Here is a 19,603-nt window from a genome sequence, read left to right on the forward strand (position 1 = left end):
CCCGCGGGCCGAAAGCAGTCCGCGGGGCAGGGCGTCCATTCGGTCACGATCCGCCGGCGCGATCAGACGCGGATCTCCCGCACGACGACCGTGCGCGACTTGCCCTGGGATGCGTCGTACGCGATCTCGCGCCCCGTCGGCTGCCAGCTCAGCGCGTGGCCGAGAGGAGAGGACGGAGAGACGATGTCCGCCTCCTCGGTGGGAAGTTCGGCGATCGTGTACAAAGTGTCCTCGTCCACCTGGCCGTCGAACTCCAGGCGGAGCAGCGCGCCCGGGATGACGACGTCAGGGACCGCCCCTTCCCGTCCGACGCCGACGGAGTCGAGGAAGGTGCGCAGGAAGGCCAGGCGCTTGGTACGCCGGTCGCGTTGGTCGGCCTGGGTCCTCCTGAGGAACACCAGCTGGGCCGCGTCAGCGCCGTCGGGGACCTCGGCGGGAGCATCGAGGGCCGCCTGCAACTGCTGCACCTCACGGAACAGGCGCTGGAACGCCGCGGCGGGGATCTCCCGGACCGGCAGAGGGCCCGGGGCGGTCCTGCTCGGCATCGACGTCGGCGCCGGACCATCGGACGGTACGACGTGCCCGGCCGGGTGGGCCGTCCCCGTCGGCCGTGCCACAGACGGTGCCTCCGGCATCGCCGTCCCGGCCGCTCGTGCGGGAGCGGCTCCGTTGCCTGCCGTCTTCGCACGCGGCGGCGTCGGAGCGGGCATCGGCCGTCGGGCCGGACCGCTCAGGGACTCGCGCGGGTCCGTGCCCCTGGGCGCGGGCACCGCCCCGAGGGTCGCTGCCGGTCCCGACTGCTGCTGCACTCGTGCCGTGTCCGGGCTCCCTTTCCCATGGAGCGACGCGCCCCGCGGCTCGGACGCCCCGCGGTCCCCGACCGCCTCACTGACCCCGATCGCAGCGGTGGCTCCGGCCCTCGCCGAGGCCACATCGTCCGCCTCGACAACGTGCCCCCGCACGACCCCATCGCCCGCCTCGGCAACACTGCCCGGCACAGCCGAGCGCCTGGGCACGGCCACGTCGGCGTCTGCCGTCACCTCACCCCCGGCCGCCGCCTCCCCCGTCGGCCGAGCCTCGCCGGTCGTGGGGTCGGCGGCGGGCACGGCGTCGTCAGCGGCGGCTTCCGGCTCCCGTCCGACCGGTTCAATGCCCAGCCGTTCCAGTTCTTCCCACAGCGGGGCCAAGGCCTGCTCGCGGTCGAGGTGGAAGCGACTGCCCCGGATCCGGACGAACGTCCAGTCGACGCGTTCCAGGTCGCGCTGTCTGGCGGCCGCGGTGGAGGCGTCCTCGCCTTCGGCGAAGGCGTCCCCGTCGCACGCGACCGCGAGCCGGCGGGTTCCCCCCTCCACGACCAGGTCGATCGCGTGGCGGCCCACTTTGTAACCCGGACGGACCCGGTGGCCCCGTGCGGTCAGTTCCAGGTACACCTGCTGCTGGAACAGGCTGTCGAACGCCTCGTGCCGGACGTCGGGCAGGACCTCGCCCTCGACCGCGACGACGTCCTCCTCCGCGGGACGGGTGAGGTGGTCGAGCCACCGTCGGCGCAGGTCGTTCTCGTGGAACTGCTCGGCCCGCGCGCTGTGAAACACCCACACCTGGTCCTTGGCGCGCGAGGCCGCCACGTTGATGCGCTGCTCGTAGGTCTTGCCGTTGAAGCCGCCCGGGACCGCTCCGACGGCGGTGGTCGCCGAGTTGACGAACGAGACGAACATGACGTGCCGCTCGTCGCCCTGGAAGTCCTCGGCGTCACCGACCCGGATGCGCCGCTCCTCGCGCTGCTCGTAGTCGAGGCGTTCGGCGAGCAGGTTCTCCAGTTCCGTCAGGTGTCCCTTGCTCGCGCGAAGGCTGATGACGCCCATGGTCTTGCCATCGTAGGCGGGATCGGCACAGCAGCGCACGATCGTGTCGACGAGGGCTTGAGCCTCGGCGGTGTTGGCCAGCCGCGTGTTGGCGCCCACGGCTTCGCCGGTCTCCACGTACACCGTGCGGACCGGGGGCAGCCGGTCGGCGCCGTACTGCCGCAGGGGCAGCAGATCACGGTTGTAGCAGAGGTCGTTGGAGAAGGAGATGATCTCCGGCATGCACCGGAAGTGCTCCTTGAGCATGAGTGTCCCGCGGCCCGCCGAGAGCGCTTCGGTGAGGTCGAAGAAGCTGGAATCGGGTCCGAACAGGCTGCGGACGTCCGGTTCCAGCGCGGTGAGCAGACGGTCCCGGAGGTGGAAGTACTCGTCCTGCTTGAGGCCGACGTTGGACGGACTGACCTGCTTGCTGTCGCCGACGACGACCATCCGGTCGGCGAGCCAGCTCAGCAGCATGGCCTCCAGGCCGGACTGGCTGGCCTCGTCGACGATGACGACGTCGAACAGCCCCGACCGGTCCATGGGTACGGTCTCGGCGACCTGGTGCAGCGGCATGATCCAGGCCGGCACCGCGGTCTGCGCCTTGCGCAGGGCGGCCTGTGCGTCGCGGCGGTAGCGGTGCTGGTACTTGCCCTTGATGCGGCGTGCGGCCTGCTGGTAGGCGCTGAGCGCCCGGGACTGGTCGCCGGTGAGCAGGCCGAGGCAGCGGTGCCAGGCGCGGGCGGCGGCGAGCCGCGCGAGCATGATGCGGGCCTCGTCGTCGGCCTCCGTCAGCTGTCGGCGCAGGGCACGCTCGGCCTCGGGGTCGGTCAGTCGTTCCATGCGGTCGCGCCAGGCGGACCAGGCCCAGGCCTCGGCGAGGGAGGACAGCCGGGCGTCCCAGGCGCTGTCCTCGGGTGCGGCGGTGATCCGGTCGGCCAGGGCCGGGAACACCTCGCGGACCCGGGCGAGGGCCACATCCCGCCCGGCTCTCAGCCGGGTCGCCTCGCGCACCTCGGCCATCTCCTCGTTGAACGCCCGGTAGCCGTCGGGGTCACGGTCGCGGACGGCTCCGAGTGCGCGCACCACGGTCGGCGACACGCCGGGCCGGTCGCCCCAGACGCGCAGCAGTTCCTCGGCATCCGCGATGACCTTTCGGGACTGTTCGGCCGCGTGCAGGGTGATCGACGCGCGCAGCAGGGTGCGTACGGCGTTCTCGACCGACGGATCGTGCCAGGTGGCGACGGCGAGGGTCGGGGGGGTGGCCGCGGCGGTCAGGATGTTGGTGCGGGCGGCGGCGACGGCGAGCAGCGCGTCGAGCACCTCCGCGTCCTGCCGCAGCCATGCGAGGCGCGGCCCGTGTCCTTGCCAGGCGGCGACGGGCGTGCCCCACTCGGACTCCACCTGGGCCAGGCGCAGTTCCAGCTGGACTCGGGCGAGGACGACGCCGGAGGTCGGGACGTCCTCCGGCGCCCGCCCGTCGACGCGTACGTTCTCCGCGAACGCGCCGACGGTCTTCGCCAGCTTGGAGCGCATCCCGAGGGGGCCGCGCAGTCTCTGTCCCTGCCCGAGGCCGTCGTGCAGTGCGGTGGCCTGGGCGAGCGCCGTGGCCGGGTCGTACTGGTCCAGGCCGTTGACCATGGCCGTGCCGAGGGCGGCGAGCGAGTTGTCGACGGCCGCCAGGGTTTCGGTGACGGCGGCCCGTCGGCTGCGTGCCTGCCAGTCCTGTCCCTCGGTCACTTGCCTCAGGAGCGCCGTGGCCCAGTCACCGGCCGCGGCGGCGAGGGCCGCTGCGCGGGCGCGAGTCGTGGAGAATGCGTCGAGCGCCGCGGACAGCCGCTGCTGTTCCCCCTCGCCGAGGCTCCTCACGGCCGTGTCGTACTCCGCGCACAGCGGGTCCTGACGCGCGGCCGTGTGCGCTTCCTCGGCGGACCGTACGACGCGCACGGCCTCCTCGAAGTCGCCGGGGCCCGGCAGTTCAGAGGGTCCGGGCACCTCGGCCGCGAGGGCTTGGTGGTGCGGGGTGTACGCACGGGTGGTGTGCAGCAGGCGCAGGGCTTCGTCGGCGCTCAGGGCGGGTTGTTCCTGCGGGACCGGGCCCAGCCAGTCGTAGCGTTCCGCCTCGGCGGTGAGCCGTCCGGCGATCTCCTGCAGGCTGCCGCTGTAGTCGCCGATCTCCGCCTCGAAGCGGTGGGTTTCCTGTTCGCGCAGTGCGGCGAGGTCGCGCAGCATGGCCTGTTGTGCGGCACGGGCCCGGGCGAGGCGCGTCTGGAGGGTGCGGATCTGCTGATGGGAGGCCCTCTCGTCGTAGCCCGCGTACTCGCGGAGGATCCGCTGCACGGACGCCTCCAGCTCCCTCTGGGCTGCCGCGCCGTCCTCGGTGCGGCTCACGCACAGGTCGCGGACGGACTCCGGAAGCTTGTCCCGCAGCACGCGCAGGGCGCGCGGGGTGTGGCTGGTGATGAGGACGCGCTTGCCCTGGGCGAGCAGGTCGGTGACCAGGTTGGCGATGGTGTGGGTCTTGCCGGTGCCGGGCGGCCCCTGGACGACCACGAGCCGGTTGGCGCGCAGGCGTTCCGCGATCGTGCGCTGCTCCTCGTTGGCGGGCAGCGCGAAGTACATCTCGTCGCCGCCCTGCGCCGCTCCGTCGTCCTCCGCTGCCGCGAGGTCCGCAGCGGTCAGCGCGCCGTCCCGGCCGGCGATGTAGCCGAGCAGTCCGGTGGGCGGCGTGCCGGCGTCGATCTGCCGGGCGATGGCCTTGAGGGCGTCCATGGTGGAGCGGCGGCTGCGCTCACGCAGGACGAGCGCGGGAGTGAGCCCCACCTGGGGGACGTCGAGGCTGCGCGGCTTCACGCGATCGACGGTAGGTGCGTAACTTCCTGCGCTGTGGGCGGCATTGACCCAACTCCGCAAAGCGGTGTGTACGGCGTCGAGGTGCTCGGGGTCGGTCACGTCCGAGGCGTCCTCCAGCACCTCGACGATCGTCTCGCGCACGGCGCCCGGCACATGGTGAGCCCCTTCGAGCATGCCCTCTTCGAGTTCCAGGCCCGCGCCGGTGGGGTCGGGGGCGGCGGTGAGCGTGCCGGTGGACGGGTCGAGCTGGAGGGTGGCGCGGTGCGTGATGAGGTGCCGTTCCACCCGCTGCCCGGTGCTCGTCTGCCAGGTGAGCCGGCCCAGGCCGAGGACCAGTTCGTACGCCTCTCCGAGGCCCGCGGCGTCCTCGTGCATCTTGTGCAGTCGGTCGTACAGCCGGACCACCGGGTCGATCGCGCGGCGGCGTTCCGCCCAGGCGAGCCATTCCTGCTCCCAGGCGGCGTACAGCTTCTCGATCTTCTCGCGCTGGGGGTGCTCGTCGAGCAGGTGGTAGGTCTTGTCGAGCGGGGTGCCCTGTGACCAGTCGGGGAACTCGGGCTCGATACGTCGTCGCAGGTGCGGGGCGCGGGGCTCCTTGAAGTCGCGGACCCGGGTCTCGTCCACCCAGGGCGCGAGCAGGGCTCTGGGCTGGGGCGCTTCCTCCCTTTCGGGGCGGGCGACGGTCAGCCAGGCCGGGTCGTCCCCGCCGAGAGCGCCGTCGGTCATCACCTCGACGCCGTGGCCGTCCGGCAGCTCGTCGAACCACACGGCACCGGCAGCCCCGTCGAGCGTGCGCACGGGGCGTGTCTTCGACTCCTCGGCCTCGGCGAGGAACCGGAAGATCTGCCGGACTCGGGCGGCGTCCAGATCGTCGGCGGACACCTCCGGTACCAGTGACCGGGATGCCTGGCGCCCGAGCCCGGTCGGCTGGGCCGGGACGGCGTCGAGGCCGGCGGACGCTGTCTCCCGCTCCCCGCCTGCGGCGGAGACGGCGCGCCCGGCCCCGCTCGCGGCCCCGGTCACGGGCTCCGGGGCGCCCTGCGGCTCCGCGAACAACGACTGCTGTTGCTCACCGAACAGCACGGACTGATCGAATGCGATCGGTACAGGTCGCTCGTCGGCCATCGTGCCCGCCACCGTGCCGACCGTCGACGCCGTGCCGAAGGTGACACTCCCCCGGCCGCCGGCCGGGAAACGGACCTCGATGTCCAGGTCATCGGCTGTGCCGGGCGGAATGCTGTACGCCCACGTGGCGGAGACCCTGCGCCCGGCGCGCAGGGTGCCCTCCAGTGCGTCGTCGATGACGTCACTGCGGTGGTCCTGCACCTGACGGCCCGTCTTGCCGTACGGCCCTCCCCGCACCAGCAGAGTGACCCCGTCGAGCTCGAACGGCCGCCCGGTGCCGTTGCTCAGGGACAGGGTGCAGCGCACCAGGTCGTCCCCCTCCCGGTACCCGTGACTGTCCTCGGCGTCCGCCAGCACGTGGGGCACCACGTCGTCCACCCGCACATACAGCCCGTCGTCGTACTGGTAGACCGAACCGAGAGGCTGCAGCCCGTCACTCAGCCCGCGCTCATCCTGACTCACACGCCCACCCCACCACTGCTCCTGAGGGCCATCCGGTGGCCCGTCCGGTCATCCCGCCCCGAGCACCACGAGCCCGATCACGAGGCGCCCCCCGGCGCACGAACTCGAGTGTGAACTGAGCACACAAAGTGAGCGTATCAGCAAACACGGACATCCATCGCACCTTGTCACCCTTCCGCAACAGGCGGCGCCCGGCGAGTGATCGCCACCGGCACTGCGCCAACCTGGATCACTCGTACGACACTTTGACACCCAGTCTCACGTCTCGTAACCCGTTGACTTAGTTCACAATTCACGACAGGCTGTCAGTGATGTCACCCAGGAGGAAGACAAAGGTGCCATGCATATGCAAGTGGTCGACGTGTCGCCGCAGTTGGCGGCAGACTGGCTCACCCGCAACACCAGCAATCGGCCGCTCAGCAAGAGCACGGTGCAGCACCTGGCCGGTCAGATCCAGCGCGGGGAATGGCAGCTGACGCACCAGGGCATCGCCTTCGACGAGGACAACGTACTCATCGACGGACAGCACCGCCTGGCAGCCATCATCAAGGCGGGCGTCACCGTGCCCCTGACCGTCACACACGGCGTGCCGCGCACTGCGTTCACCGTGATGGACACAGGCCGCAAGCGCACCGGCCGGGACGCGCTGGCCCTCGCGGGGGAGGTCAACGCGACCCACCTGGCGGCCGCACTGCGCGGACTGCACCTGTACCGCAACTCCCCCAACTCCCCGTGGAGCGGCGGATCGTCGGTCACGAGCAACGACCAACTGCTGCACCTGCTCGGCGAGCACCCCGGTGTCCGCGATGCCCTGCACCACGGCATAGCACTGAACCGGGGGTGCCGCATCACCGTCACGGCCGCGACGATCGGCTGGTACGTCACCAGTGAGGCCCGGCCCGACATCGACCAGTCCGACTGGGAGACGGGGGTCGTCACCGGTGCCCGCCTGGAGCCGGGCGATCCACGTCTGACGTTGCGCAACACCATGCTCAACCTGGCCCTGGGCAACGCGCACCGGCGCCGCGACGACTCACGTGAGCACCTGCTCTACTACCTCAAAGCCTGGAACGCCTGGGTCGAGGGCCGCACCATCAAGCTGCTGCGCCGCTCCCCGAACGAGACGATGCCGCGCATCTCGAACCGTTCGTGCCTGACATCGGCGGACAACGGCGCCTGAAAAGGCATAGATTCAACGGACAACTGCCCATGGCGCGCAGGGCGTCGGACATGAATGGCCTTGTCCTGTGCCTCCGTCGGGGGTGCCGTAGGGAAAGGAGGCGCATGCGCGCCCAAGAGATCACCTTCCTCAAGCTCGTCCAAGGGGACAAGCAGTTCCAGGTGCCGCTCTACCAGCGCACGTACAGCTGGGGCAGGGAACAGCTTCAGCGGCTGTGGGAGGACATCGAGGAGCTGGTCGATCAGCACCTGGACGGAGAGCCGGCCGCGCCGCACTTTCTCGGCTCGGTGGTGCTCGCACCCGGTCAGATCCAGGCGGGCGGCGTGCAAAGGTGGCTCGTGGTCGACGGGCAACAGCGGTTGACCACGCTGATGCTGGCCTTCACCGCGCTGCGCGACCACCTGAAGGAGATGGGGGACGCGCGCGGAGGGGACCGAGTACACCGGCAAGTACTGGTCAACGAGTTCCATGAGGGCGCGGACCACTATCGCTTGCTGCCCACGCAGGCGGACCGGGACGCCTACACCGCCTGCGTCCAGTCCCGGGCGGACGCCGGCGGGGGCGACAACATCGGAGCCGCCTACCGGTTCTTCCGCGGTGCCCTCGCCCAGGACCACGAGGCGGGCGACGAGCGGTGGGCCTCAACGGTCGAGACCGTGCTCAAGGATCTGCTCTCCATCGTGGAGATCACCGCCGAGCCGGGCGACAACGTGTACCGGATCTTCGAGTCGATCAACAACACAGGTGTCGGGCTCAGTCAGAGCGACCTGCTGCGCAACTACGTGTTCATGCTGCTGCCCAAGCGAGGCGAGCGGATCTACCAGGAACTCTGGCTGCCCATGCAGCAGAGTCTCGGCCCGAAGAACCTCGAACTCCTGGTCTGGCTCGACCTGGTGGTACGCGGCCACTACAAGACCAAGCAGAGCGAAATCTACCGCGAGCAGCAGAAGCGGCTCCAGCCGCTGGCCGGCGACGAGGACGCGTTGCAGCGGGAGATCGAGCAACTGGCCGAGCGGGCAGCGAGGTTCCTGCGCATCGTCGAACCCGCTCGCGAGCAGGCTCCCGCCCTCCGCGCGGTCCTGGAGCGTCTGGCCTCTTGGGGTGGCCAGACGCACTACCCGCTCGCGTTGCACCTGCTCGACCTTCTGGCGGCGGGCAGGACAACGCCGGACGAAGCAGCTCAGGCGCTGGGCTACGTCGAGTCGTATCTGGTACGGCGCCTGATCTGCCAGACGCCGACGACCAACCTCAACCGCATCTTCATGGAAGCGCCGAAGGAGCTCGAGACCGACCGGCCGGCCGCCGAGGCGGTAAGGCGGTTCCTGTCCGGCCGACGCAGGCGTTGGCCGAGCAACGAGGAACTGCGCGCGGCGGTCCGCGGCAAACCGTTCTACTGGTCCGGACGCCCTGCACAGCGCAGCTACATTCTGCGCCGCCTCGAGGAGAGTTACCGGGCCTCCGAGCCCGTGGACTTCGCCAAGGCGTCCCTGAGTGTGGAGCACGTTCTGCCACAACGCCCCGCCCCCGCCTGGTTCGATCTGCTCGCCGAGGAGACCGAGCCGGACCAGACTCCGCAGGAACTGCACGACCTGCTGGTGCACACGCTCGGCAACCTGACGCTGACCGGTGACAACGCCAAGCTTTCCAACCACCCGTTCGAACGCAAGCAGCAGATCCTCGACGCCAGTGCCCTGCGCATGAACCTCGAGATCGCCTCGGCACAGCGCTGGGGCAAGGCGCAGATCCTCGAACGGGCCGATCGTCTGGCCGACCGCGCCGCGGAACTGTGGCCCGGTCCGATCGGCGGGGTCAAGCCGACCGGTGACGAATCACCGGGCTGGGTCGAACTGCGGGGCGCTCTGGTGGCGATGCCGAGCGGCACCTGGACGACGTACGGCGATGTCGCCGAGCTCATCGGCAGTCACCCGGTGCCTGTCGGAGCCTACCTGGGCGCCAACACGGGCGTGATCGGCGCCTACCGGGTACTCACCGTGGAGGGCAGGGTCTCCCCCTCGTTCCGCTGGGCGGACGGCAGTGACCGGCCGCCCCCGCGGGAACTGCTGGCGAGCGAGGGAGTGCGCTTCGACTCCCTCGGGCGGGCCCACCCCTCCCAGCGCCTGTCCGCCGCCGAGCTGGCCACCCTGCTGGGCCGGGACGTGACGCAGCCCGCGGCGCACGACCCGCTCCCCGACGGGGAAGACACGGCAGCGGCCGAGCGGTTCCGTGCGCAGCTGCGCGACAATTGGCCTGCCGCGTTCGAGGGGGTCGTGGCGGTCCTCGACTTCTGGCGCCGCCAGGGCGGCCACGTGACGTACGGCCGGCACGAGGAGACGAGTTGTTTCCCCATGCTGGACCTCGGAACCAGCCATGGGCCGCATCTGATGTGGCCGGTCGGGATCTATCCCGTCAGCGGAACCGTCGAGGTGGTCTTCCAGTACCTCAAGACGCGCAGCCCCTTCGACGACACGGAGCAGCGCCGAGAACTCCTGAACCGGCTGAACAAGATCGACGGCATCGACCTGCCCGAGGCGAAGCTGGAGCTGCGTCCTTCTTTCCCGGTCAGTGTCTTCGCGGAGCACGGCGACGAGATCTGCGAAGTCCTGGACTGGTTCGTCGGGGTGGCTGCGCTGGATCTGGCGCAGCGGAACTGAACGCTTGTCGGGATTTCTCAACGGAGGCATCACTCGTGCAGTTGCTGAACGACCTCACGCTGGCCCGGGCCGGCGGAAGGGGCATCAACAAGAGCGGGACGACATGTTCCGGAGAAATGTCCAGGGCGACCGCCGCTGCGTGGGAGGTACGCGTCCCCGGGCGGCCTTCGCTGACGGTACATGACAATCTCTGGATGAACGGCGAGCGCGATCTGGTGCTCCACAAGCCCACGGTCGTCCCCGAGATGCCGTCGGCCCTCTCCAATCTGCACAACCGACTGCGCTCCGGGGTCTGCGCCTCTGCAAGGCATGGCGAACTGCGGATCATGGTGTTCCCCACGTACGTCGACACACATGGCCGGCCACGGATCAAGAAGTCGCTCACCACCTGGGACCTCGCGAACGCCGTGGGACTGCACCCTCTCAGAGAGCTGACCGCTCGGGAGGGTGTCGCTCTGGAGGCCGCGTTCGACCGACCGGATCTGCCTCCTGTGGACCTGGACGACCCACAGCACGAGAAGCCCCTCCAGCACGCCCTGCTCTTTCCCGCCACCGATGACGAGACACCGGTGATCGCCTTCGTCCGCTTCCGAATAGTGCCCGCGCTGCGGCACATCGGCTGGCTGCCCCCGGACGGCGATTGAGGGAGGCAGCACCTGTGCCAGGACAACCGTGCCGAGGGACTGTCCACAGACTCAAGGGCCAGACGATCTGCTTCACGGGTCGCGTTCTCGTCGACGGCGAATGGAGGTTCAGAACGCACTGTGCCGAGAGAGCAGAACAACAGGGCGCGACCCCCAAGACCGACTTCTCACGCAAGGTCACCCTCGTCGTCTACGGCGATCTGGCCAGCAAGGTCGTGACCGACGATCGTCGCACGTACAGCAGTACTCTCGTGGACGCCGAGGCCGAGCGCAGGCGCGGACGGCACGTCTGCGTCGTCGACGCGGACGGCTTCTCGGCACTGCTCAGGGGAAGGCCCGCACCGTGCCTGGAGCTGAGAAGAGCGCGCACGGGACGGGTTCGTCCCGTCGCAGCCGCCACACCCGAAGCACGCATTCTCGGCGGTCCTCTTCGACTGCGGAGGACCGGCCGACGCGCCCCCGGTGATCTCACGCTGGACCTGAGTCGTCTCGACGAGGCGACCGCGGCGCACGAGTCGACGGTCGGAGCGCTCATCGAGCACCTGTCCCGCCAGGGCGTCAAGGCATGTACGAACGCTGCGGGCGCACCCGAATTCGACGCCGGGTGGTCCCTCGGTGAAGACATCTTCGTCGCCGAGGTCAAGAGCCTCACCGGAGCACGCGAGGACCAGCAGATCCGCCTGGGCATCGGACAGATCCTCGACTACGCCCACCAGCTACGGAGCACCTGCCCAAGCGCTGCGATCCGCCCGGTTCTGGTACTGGAGAAACGCCCGTCTGCGGTCCGTTGGACCGCACTGGCCGACAGTGTCGGCCTACGACTCACCTGGGCACCCGAATTCGCCGGGATCTGAACGACCGTGATGTCCGCGGGCGTGGCCGGGTTGACCCTCGACCTTGTCGAGGGCTCAGGGTTCCGGACGTGGAGAACGACATGCGCAGCATCGGGGAGATGGCCCGGGACGGCGGACTGAGTGTGAGCGCGCTGCGGTTCTACGACCGGGCCGGTGTGCTGATCCCCGCCTGGGTGGACCCGGTCAGCGGCTACCGCTGGTACGAGCCCGGGCAGCTGGAGGAGGCCCGGTTTCTGGCCCGGCTGCGCCGGGCGGGCATGCCGCTGGCCGACATCAGGCTCGTACTGGCCGGCTGGGCCGGGGCCGACACGGACCTGGTGCGCGGTCTGCTTCAGGCGCACCTGCGCCGTCTCGAACTGGGGCTGTCCGAGGCCCGCGTCGAGTTCTCCACGCTCCGAGCTCTACTCGACCGCAGGGAGACAGACCCCATGACTTCGCTCCACACCGCCAACACCACCGCCCGGTTGTCCGTCCTCGCGCCGGAACTGGGCGCCGCGCTGGACGCCGTCCGTTTCGCGGCCGGTACCGACGCGGAGCTGCCGATGCTCGGCGGAGTCCTGTTCGACGTCGAGGGCGACGGCCTTCACCTCGTGGCCACCGACCGCTACCGCATGGCTGTCGCGCAGACGCCCACGACCGGGCATGCCGGGCCCCGGACGCAGGTCGTCGTGCCTCTTCCGCTCGTCGACTCGATGCGGGTGCTGCTGACGGGTGATGAGCCCGTCCACCTCGCGGTGGACGGTGACCGCGTGACGCTGGAGACCGGCGACCGGCAGACGTCCGGCCGGAGCATCGGCCGTGAGTTCCCCGACTACCGCCGTCTCGTCGACCTCCCGGCCGGTCGCCGGGCCCACGTCGATACGGCGGCCTTCCGTAAGGCGCTGGAGACCGGCCCGGTACGGGTGAGCGAGACACGTGAGCAGGACGCCGAGCCTCACGACCTCAGCGTGCTCAGGGTGGCGGAGAACGGGTCCGTGATCGTGTGCGACGACGGTGACGACGACCCGGACAACGTGGCCGTCAACCGCGCGTTCCTGCTGGACGCCCTCGCCGCCGGGGCCCGGGACGAACTGGTCCTGGAACTGGGCGCGCCCACGGCACCGCTCACGATCCGGCGGCCCGACGACGAAGGCGCCTTCTCACTCCTCATGCCGGTCCGGTTGGAGAACTAGGCCGCGCAGAGCGCCGGTTGGCCTCTGCCTACCGCCGCTCGCCTCGACCGCGCGGCGGGGCCGAGGGCACCTCGTGCCGTACGAGCGACCTGGCGATGGGTTCGCCGCTGCGCCGGGCGTACGTCATCCGTTCGCGGACCTCCCGCAGGGTGCGTGGACGGTAGCCAGGACCGCCACAACAGCTCTTGTGGAAGCGGACGCCGGCGTGCAGCAGCACGGACAGCGTCCGCCAGGCCGCGGTGTCCCGTCGGCGGGGTGCGGCGAAGGCCGAGCCCACGTGGATCAGCGGAAGTGCGCAGCGGGGGCAGATCCGCTCCCTGCCGCTGTCGTAGCGCTGCTTGTACGAGGCCCGGCAAGGCAAGCAGACGTACGAGGTTTTCGCGTGGGCCATGCCGGCAGGATAAGCGCCGCCCTGGTGGGACTCGACGGGATTTTCGGCTCGGCGAGTGTCAGCAGGTCAGCTCGCCGGACGCGCTCGGTTCGTCGGGTCCCGTGGAGAGCGAGACCTGCTTGACCTTGCCGGTGTAGTCGCCCACGGCTCCGTCCTCGGTCGATCCGTCGGAGTAGTACAGGGCGGACGCCCACGGCTCGGCGTCCTTCCCCAGCCCGTCCATAAGTCTTTCCATCGTCGCCGTGCGGAAGTTGGTGCTCAGGCAGCCGCCGTCCAGGTACGACCAGTCGGGGTTGGCGCCCTCCGTCGGCTCCGTCGCCGTCGCGTCGGACGGCAGCAGGGCGAGCGCGGCCTTCCGCGCCCGGTCCTCGTCGACCGGGGACGAGAAGACGACGTCCAGGCTGATGAGATGCTTCTTCAGGGATGCGGCGGGCGGGACGGTGGCGCAGACGACCTCGTCCTTCGCCAGGCGGTAGGCCACGGGGTCACCGATGGGCATGCCCGTCTGCGCCGCACACGCCTTGGACCACGAGACGCGGGGGTAGCGTCCGTCCCACCAGGTGAGCGGCGACGCGAGCCCCCGGCCGCCCCGATCGTCCTCGGAGGGCCCGCCGAGGGTCTGCCGGGGCAGCGGGGCTTCCTTCAGGGGGGCGACGTGGGGGCAGAACTCCGTGCGCAGGAAGTCGGCCATCGCGGCGGCCTGGTCCTCGGTGGCGCCGCCTGCCTCGTCCGAGTACCGGTTTCCATCCCATGTCCGGTACCCGACGGCCACGTTGCGGCAGGTCGTGACCTGAACGACCGCGAGCCCCCGGCGGTCCTCCAGATCGGTCTCGACATCCGTACCGAGACCGTAGTTGTTGGCGTCGCCGACCTCGCCGAGCTGGTTCACCAGGGCGTCGTCGACGCCGGCGGCCGCCAGGAAGTCCTCCATCGAGGTGTCGTCCTCGGTCGTCGCCTCCGCCGACGCGGGGTCCGTGTCCGGCTCGTCGTCGGCTGGTGAGGTCGGCTCCGTCACGGTCTCGTCCTCGGGGACGGCGGAGCTGTGCGCGGTGGAGGGTTCGGTGTCGCTCCCGCAGCCGCCGACGGCGAGCAAGGCGGCGACGAGCAGGGCGGTGCCGGCGGCGCGGCGGTATCGGGACATGAGGTGACTCCGTGTGCAAGTGCGTGGTTCTGGTCGGTCGTCGGTCTGACGGTGGGCTGGCCGGCCGGCCGGAGTCAGCGGTCGCGCCGGGCTCGCCATTCCAGCAGCGCGTCCCTGGCGGTCTCGAAGTTCATCGGGCCCTTTTCGATGTGGAGGTTCCGCATGTACTCATAGGCTCGTCCGAGTTCGGCCCCGGGACGGATGCCGAGAATCTCCATGATCTGGTGGCCGTTGAGATCCGGGCGGGCGGCCTCCCGAGCGTCCTCGGCCGCCAGGCGCTCGATGCGCTCTTCCAGGGAGTCGTAAGCGCGGGCGAGCGCATGCGCCTTGCGTCGGTCACGTGTGGTGCAGTCGGCACGGATGAGCTTGTGCAGCCGGTCGAGCAGCGGGCCGGCGTCACGGACGTAGCGGCGCACGGCGGGGTCGGTCCACTTCTCGTCGAGGTAGCCGTGGAAACGCAGATGCAGCTCCACCAGTCGGACGACGTCAGCGATCAGTTGCTCCGGACAGACCAGGGCCCGCAGCCGCTTGCGGGCCATCTTCGCGCCCACTACCTCGTGGTGGTGAAAGGTGACCTGCCCGTTGCGTCCGGTCCGGCGGGTACGTGGCGTGCCGATGTCGTGGAGCAGCGCGGCCCACCTCAGGGTGAGGTCGGGTCCTTCTGTCTCCAGGGCGATGGCCTGGTCCAGGACGGTGAGTGTGTGCTCGTAGATGTCCTTGTGGCGGTGGTGCCCGGCGCTCTCGAACCGCAGGGCCGGCAGCTCCGGCAGGACGTGCTCGGCGAGTCCGGTGTCGACCAACAGGCGCAGACCGGTTGCGGGCCTGGTCGAGAGCAGGAGGGCGGTGAGCTCCTCTCGCACCTGTTCGGCGGGGATCTCGGGGACACGTCGCGCCGTAGCGCTCATCGCGTCCCTCAGCTCCGGCACCGGTTCATAACCGAGTCGGGCCGCACAACGCACCACGCGAAGCATCAGCGGTGGGTCGTTGACGATCGACGCCGTGGGTGCGCGCGGGGTCCGCAGTACGCGCCGCTCCAGGTCCTGAAGGCCACCGAAGGGATCCGTCAAGGTCACGTGCGACAGTCCGAGGGCTATGGCGTCGATGGTGAAGTCCCTGCGTCGCAGGTGCGCCTCCACCGCCTTCTCGTGTTCCGCACGCCGCGATCCGGAAGGACGGTGGCGGGTGGGTGCCGGACGTGCGTTGATCCGCAGGGTGTAGATGTCGCCGTCCCACTGCTTGCGCAGACTCACGAGATCGGGGGCGTCGTCTTGCTGGAACCGAAGGTCGTCGCCCCAGCCGTGGAGGGTCTGTTGTATACGTCGCCCGTCGGAGTCCGTGACGAAGTCGAGTTCGTGCCCGACGCTGCCCTCCAGCGCTTGGCGTACCGAGGCGCCTGCCAGTGTGAGGGAGAGCCCCGCGGTCGTGAAGCGGTGCAGGAGATCGTCGACAACCGGCGGGAGCGCAGCGCGTGCCGCCTGCGCCCGGGGATCGGCAGGTTCGTCGTGTGCCGGCCTCGCCGCCGTCTCGGGTGACCGGGAGTCAGCGGCCGGCGGCTGCTGTTCCCGCCGTCGCGTTTCGCCCTGGCCGGTTGCCTGTCGGTGCGGTTGAGACGCCGACGCCCCAGCCCCCACCGCTCTCTTGAGACGCAGGACGTCGCCGTCCGGAGCCGCTTCGAGTGACGGCGTCACGAGTCCGAGGTCGTTGAGGCGGCACCGTGCGAGAGTCGTCCACTGAACGGTGTGATCAGGCGACTGCGTACCGATCGTCACCTCTCGCGTGCCGTCACGTGTCTCGCACCGGAAGCGCAGCGCGTATCCGGCTGCCTGCACCTCGTAGGGGGAGAGTTCGCTGTCCGGCCCGTATGTGCGGATCACGGGGTTCTTGCCCGGCGCGGCTTCGAGTCTCCTTCCGTCGTCCTTCCACTGAGAGAAGGAGCGCCGAGCCATCTGCACGTGCAGAAGGCGGCGCTGTCCCTTACGGCCGAAGCGGATCTCGATCGAGTCGCTGCGGGCGTGGGCTTGCTGGACGTACGCGACCGCGACGTTCTTCTGGCCCTGCCCGCGCAGCCAGTGGACGAGGGCCTCTCCGATGTACAGGTGGTCCGCGCTGCTCTCTCCCACGGCGGTGCGGCGGCACCGTACGGGCGGGCGGTGGGCGAAGTGGGATTTCCTGTCACCGCAGGCGCGCAGGGTGAGCACCTGGCCGCAGCCTCCGAGGAGGACACCGCAGCTGAAGGCGTCGGCGCCGCGCAGTTGCCGGAGACGCTGGGCGTCCTCTTTCTCGAAGGGAAGGAAGACCGGCTGATGCCCCTGGGGTCCGCCCAGGACGGCGGTCTGTACCTTGCGGTTGTCCTCTTCGGTCACGGCCGCGGCCATCTTCACGCACCCTCATGTCTCACGCGAAATGTCACTGGCGTCCACCCGCTGTCCGAGCGTGGCTGACGTTCGACAATCACTCAGCCTCGCTCGCCGCTTCCTCCTCGCCCCCGCGCAGACGACGTGCGCGCTCGGCGATCCCGTCGGCGATCCTGCCCTTGACCGAGCCGGCGCGGTCGAGCGTCAGCTTGCCGCGGCTTCGAGCGGCGTCGACGCCCTTCGCTCCCGTCTCGAGCGCCCTGTCCCTCACATCGGTGGCCGCCTCCACCCATCGCCTGGCCTCCGGCGACCGGCGGCCGGACTCAATGCCGAGCCGCTCGTGAAGGTCATGGACTCCGATGGCCATCTGGTTGCTCGACTGGACCACGGCCGGGGACTTGGCCGGGTGCAGCAGCACCTTCGCGTTGGCCGTGCCGGCGACCGCGTCCATCCGCGCCACCAGACGCCCGGTGCTCCGCGAGATGAGTTCCCGCCGGTCCTGTCGAGCGGCCTTCAGCCCGAGGCGGTGAGCGTCCAGTTCGTCCGGGGACGCGTCGAGCACCCGGTCGAGTTCGAGCACGGCGATCGCGTCCTGAAGTTGGAAGCAGCGAGCCAGAACGGCGAGCCACTCCCGAACCGGGGACTCGGCCTCACTGACCGTCGCGGCGAGATCGCCGATCTTGGACTGCCGCTCCATCTTCTCCGCGATCGCGTCGAGTTGACGCAGGGCGTACACCTGGGTCTCCGCGATCGCCGTCGGCGCGTCCTGCACCTTCGACCACATGGTTTCGTCGACCCTGCCCCGCTGCTCGCGGATGGTCATGGTCTCCTCGATGACGAAGCCCACTCCGATCATGCGGGACAGCACCGTGTCCTTCTGGGCGCGCAGCACGTCGTCGACCTTCGCGTCGATCGCGGCGAGATAGTCGGTGATCTCGTCCATGCTCTGCTGCATCGCCACCTGCGACATGAGCTTCGCGGCGTTGGCAAGAGCAGCCGGGTTGGTCAGGAACGACCGTGGCCCCTTCACGAACTCCACGAAGCCCCTGATCTGGCCCTTCTGCCCCTTCACCACACCCGTGCCGAAACCGGTCTTCGAGCTCTCCCTCAACCCGTACTTCTTGACGAGCTGCGCCGACTTCGGAGTCAGCTTCACCCACCGCCCGGAGTTCTCGGCCATCTCCGAACCCGCCTGCGCGACGGCGGCTCCGACGCCGAAGACGGACTTGAGCCACTGCGGTCCGAGATCCTTCGACGACGACAGTCCCTCCGAGACGAGGAAGCGGTCGACGTCCGCCGCGTTCCCGATGACCATCAGTCCGTCATCGTCACTGATCAGCTGAATCTCGGCGTCCATCGCCCGCTCCTGAAGTCGCTTCTCGCAGTTGTGGGTGGTCGGGGGGGCGCACGGCGGTCGCCGGGCGGGGCCGGGTTCTTCCGATGACGGGTGAGCGAGGTGTCGGCCCGTCAGCGCCAGCGCGCGCTTCCCTTTGGCGGGCAAGGAGTCGACGTCCTGGCCTGGCACCATCTCGCCGTGGCTCCGGGCGTGTTCGAACCGCTACGTCGTCGGGCCGGAACCAATTCGGGCAGACCATACGTTCCTGGCCTGCCGCGGCGCGGCCCCCGCCCCTCAGTGCCATCGCTGCGGAACGGGAAGCGCACCTGCCGCCCGTCCGCGCCGATCCGTTCACTCATTTCCCCCCGGCCACGCGCGCCTGCCCGCCGAGGGGGAGGGCGGCAGTTGGCCGACATCAGTATGAAACCCATGCACTCAGTTCACAAGAGGAACATAGCCACTTCGCGCATTCGGACGCCGAGCGGCCGCCGGTGGCGTAGGTTCGGCGGTCGTCGGGAACCGAGGTCGGGAGGGCACATGCAGAAGGGCACGCTGGAGTACGAGCAGGCTCTGGACGCCGTGATCGAGATCCTGCGCTCACGGGCATGCCAGGGCGCGGCACCGATTCAGTACGGCGACCTGAGCAGCGAGCTCGCACGGCTCGGTCATCACGTCCCCGCTCACGAGGGCCCCATGCCCTACCTGTTGGAGGACGCCTCGGTCCGGGAGAGTCCGGACGGGTCGCTGCCCCTGCTTTCGGCCCTCGTGGTGCTGAAAGACAGCGGCTGGCCGTCCGGTGGCTTCTTCAAGCTGGCCCGGCGCGCACCGTACAAGCGGCCGGGGGACGACATGCTGCTGTGGACCCGGGAGATCCAGAAGCTGGCGGAGCACTACGACGGTCGCTGACGGTCCGCCCCCTCGTCGGCGTTGGGGCGGCTCGCGCCGGGGCGGCCTACCCGGACGAGGGGTAGGCGGCTTCACGAGCCCGTGGTGCTGAGCCGCACCTCCGCCCAGACCGTCTTCGTGTACGCGTCACGGACCGTGCGTCCCCAACGGTCGGCGTATGCCTCGACGAGGAGCAGTCCGCGGCCCGAGGTCTCGTCGGCGGGCCGCGGGGTCGCGGGCGGTGGCAAGCGCTCGGGGCGGGTGTCGGTCACCTCGACGCGGAAGCGGTCGGGCAGGAGGTGCAGCGTCAGCCGGAAGTCGCGGCCGGGGAGGCTGCCGTGGCGGACCGCGTTCGACGCCAACTCGGCGGTGACGAGGGCGACGGCTCGGGCGGGGTCGGAGTCGTACGGGATGCCTGTCCACTCGGTGAACTGCTGGACGGCGAGGCGGCGGGCGAGGCGTGCGCCGCGCCGGGTGCCGCTGAAGCGCAGGGTGAGTTGGCGGGTGGGGGCGAGAGACGGCTGCGCCTCTTCGGTGAGGTGATGGTGGGTCACGGTGTCAGCGTGGCGGGGTGGATGGCCCGCTGACCAGGTACGACGGCCGTACGTCGGGCTCGTCGTACGGAGTGGGCGGACCGTTGTGGGCCTGGTTGTACGGGGCTTGTACGGGCGTTGTACGGGTCCGGCGCGTGTCCCTGTTCTCGCGCCTCGTGTT

The 19,603-nt window shown here is 70.1% G+C and carries 12 protein-coding genes; 6 read left to right on the plus strand and 6 right to left on the minus strand.

Going from position 1 to position 19,603, the window contains the following annotated elements; translation table 11 throughout:
- Positions 1-62: 62 nt before the first annotated feature.
- Positions 63-6,281: an AAA domain-containing protein gene (locus tag ACWC1K_RS03825; protein ID WP_450828624.1), complete on the minus strand. Its 6,219-nt coding sequence runs from the start codon at positions 6,279-6,281 to the stop codon at positions 63-65.
- A 340-nt stretch (positions 6,282-6,621) separates the two neighbouring features.
- On the opposite strand from ACWC1K_RS03825, the gene ACWC1K_RS03830 reads away from it, so the two are divergent.
- From ACWC1K_RS03830 to ACWC1K_RS03850, 5 genes are all read left to right on the plus strand, one after another.
- A complete protein-coding gene (locus ACWC1K_RS03830) occupies positions 6,622-7,461 on the plus strand; it encodes a hypothetical protein (RefSeq protein WP_450828626.1) in 840 nt (279 codons plus the stop codon).
- A 104-nt stretch (positions 7,462-7,565) separates the two neighbouring features.
- Positions 7,566-10,112 carry a GmrSD restriction endonuclease domain-containing protein gene (locus ACWC1K_RS03835; protein WP_450828627.1) on the plus strand — a complete coding sequence of 849 codons (2,547 nt, stop codon included), beginning with the start codon at positions 7,566-7,568 and terminating at the stop codon, positions 10,110-10,112.
- A gap of 194 nt (positions 10,113-10,306) precedes the next feature.
- Entirely contained in the window at positions 10,307-10,756 is a 450-nt protein-coding gene (locus ACWC1K_RS03840; protein ID WP_450828628.1) for a hypothetical protein, read from the plus strand.
- Positions 10,757-10,971: 215 nt separating this feature from the next.
- Positions 10,972-11,610: a hypothetical protein gene (locus ACWC1K_RS03845; protein ID WP_450828629.1), complete on the plus strand. Its 639-nt coding sequence runs from the start codon at positions 10,972-10,974 to the stop codon at positions 11,608-11,610.
- Positions 11,611-11,690: 80 nt separating this feature from the next.
- Positions 11,691-12,782, plus strand: a complete 1,092-nt coding sequence (locus ACWC1K_RS03850) for a DNA polymerase III subunit beta family protein (RefSeq protein ID WP_450828630.1) — start codon at positions 11,691-11,693, stop codon at positions 12,780-12,782.
- A gap of 28 nt (positions 12,783-12,810) precedes the next feature.
- On the opposite strand, the gene ACWC1K_RS03855 is transcribed toward ACWC1K_RS03850, so the two are convergent.
- The 4 genes from ACWC1K_RS03855 to ACWC1K_RS03870 all read right to left on the minus strand — a co-directional run bounded on the left by ACWC1K_RS03855 (position 12,811) and on the right by ACWC1K_RS03870 (position 18,025).
- Positions 12,811-13,173 carry a deoxyxylulose-5-phosphate synthase gene (locus ACWC1K_RS03855; RefSeq protein WP_450828631.1) on the minus strand — a complete coding sequence of 121 codons (363 nt, stop codon included), beginning with the start codon at positions 13,171-13,173 and terminating at the stop codon, positions 12,811-12,813.
- Positions 13,174-13,231: 58 nt separating this feature from the next.
- Positions 13,232-14,314 carry a hypothetical protein gene (locus tag ACWC1K_RS03860; protein ID WP_450828632.1) on the minus strand — a complete coding sequence of 361 codons (1,083 nt, stop codon included), beginning with the start codon at positions 14,312-14,314 and terminating at the stop codon, positions 13,232-13,234.
- Between the two features lie 74 nt (positions 14,315-14,388).
- Positions 14,389-15,945 carry a CCA tRNA nucleotidyltransferase gene (locus tag ACWC1K_RS03865; protein ID WP_450828714.1) on the minus strand — a complete coding sequence of 519 codons (1,557 nt, stop codon included), beginning with the start codon at positions 15,943-15,945 and terminating at the stop codon, positions 14,389-14,391.
- Positions 15,946-16,765: 820 nt separating this feature from the next.
- A complete protein-coding gene (locus ACWC1K_RS03870; RefSeq protein WP_450828633.1) occupies positions 16,766-18,025 on the minus strand; it encodes a hypothetical protein in 1,260 nt (419 codons plus the stop codon).
- 516 nt (positions 18,026-18,541) lie between these two features.
- On the opposite strand from ACWC1K_RS03870, the gene ACWC1K_RS03875 reads away from it, so the two are divergent.
- On the plus strand, positions 18,542-18,910 hold the full coding sequence (locus tag ACWC1K_RS03875) for a hypothetical protein (RefSeq protein ID WP_450828634.1): 369 nt from the start codon (positions 18,542-18,544) through the stop codon (positions 18,908-18,910).
- Positions 18,911-18,981: 71 nt separating this feature from the next.
- On the opposite strand, the gene ACWC1K_RS03880 is transcribed toward ACWC1K_RS03875, so the two are convergent.
- A complete protein-coding gene (locus tag ACWC1K_RS03880; RefSeq protein ID WP_450828635.1) occupies positions 18,982-19,443 on the minus strand; it encodes an ATP-binding protein in 462 nt (153 codons plus the stop codon).
- Positions 19,444-19,603: the final 160 nt, after the last annotated feature.

It is taken from the genome of Streptomyces sp. NPDC001492 (assembly GCF_053597275.1).

Excerpts from the sequence above, each read along its gene's own strand:
- ACWC1K_RS03870 (WP_450828633.1), bottom strand. The coding sequence starts at position 18,025 with ATGGACGCCGAGATTCAGCTGATCAGTGACGATGACGGACTGATGGTC.
- ACWC1K_RS03860 (WP_450828632.1), bottom strand. The coding sequence starts at position 14,314 with ATGTCCCGATACCGCCGCGCCGCCGGCACCGCCCTGCTCGTCGCCGCC.
- ACWC1K_RS03875 (WP_450828634.1), top strand. The coding sequence starts at position 18,542 with ATGCAGAAGGGCACGCTGGAGTACGAGCAGGCTCTGGACGCCGTGATC.
- ACWC1K_RS03850 (WP_450828630.1), top strand. The coding sequence starts at position 11,691 with ATGCGCAGCATCGGGGAGATGGCCCGGGACGGCGGACTGAGTGTGAGC.
- ACWC1K_RS03855 (WP_450828631.1), bottom strand. The coding sequence starts at position 13,173 with ATGGCCCACGCGAAAACCTCGTACGTCTGCTTGCCTTGCCGGGCCTCG.
- ACWC1K_RS03830 (WP_450828626.1), top strand. The coding sequence starts at position 6,622 with ATGCATATGCAAGTGGTCGACGTGTCGCCGCAGTTGGCGGCAGACTGG.
- ACWC1K_RS03835 (WP_450828627.1), top strand. The coding sequence starts at position 7,566 with ATGCGCGCCCAAGAGATCACCTTCCTCAAGCTCGTCCAAGGGGACAAG.
- ACWC1K_RS03840 (WP_450828628.1), top strand. The coding sequence starts at position 10,307 with ATGAACGGCGAGCGCGATCTGGTGCTCCACAAGCCCACGGTCGTCCCC.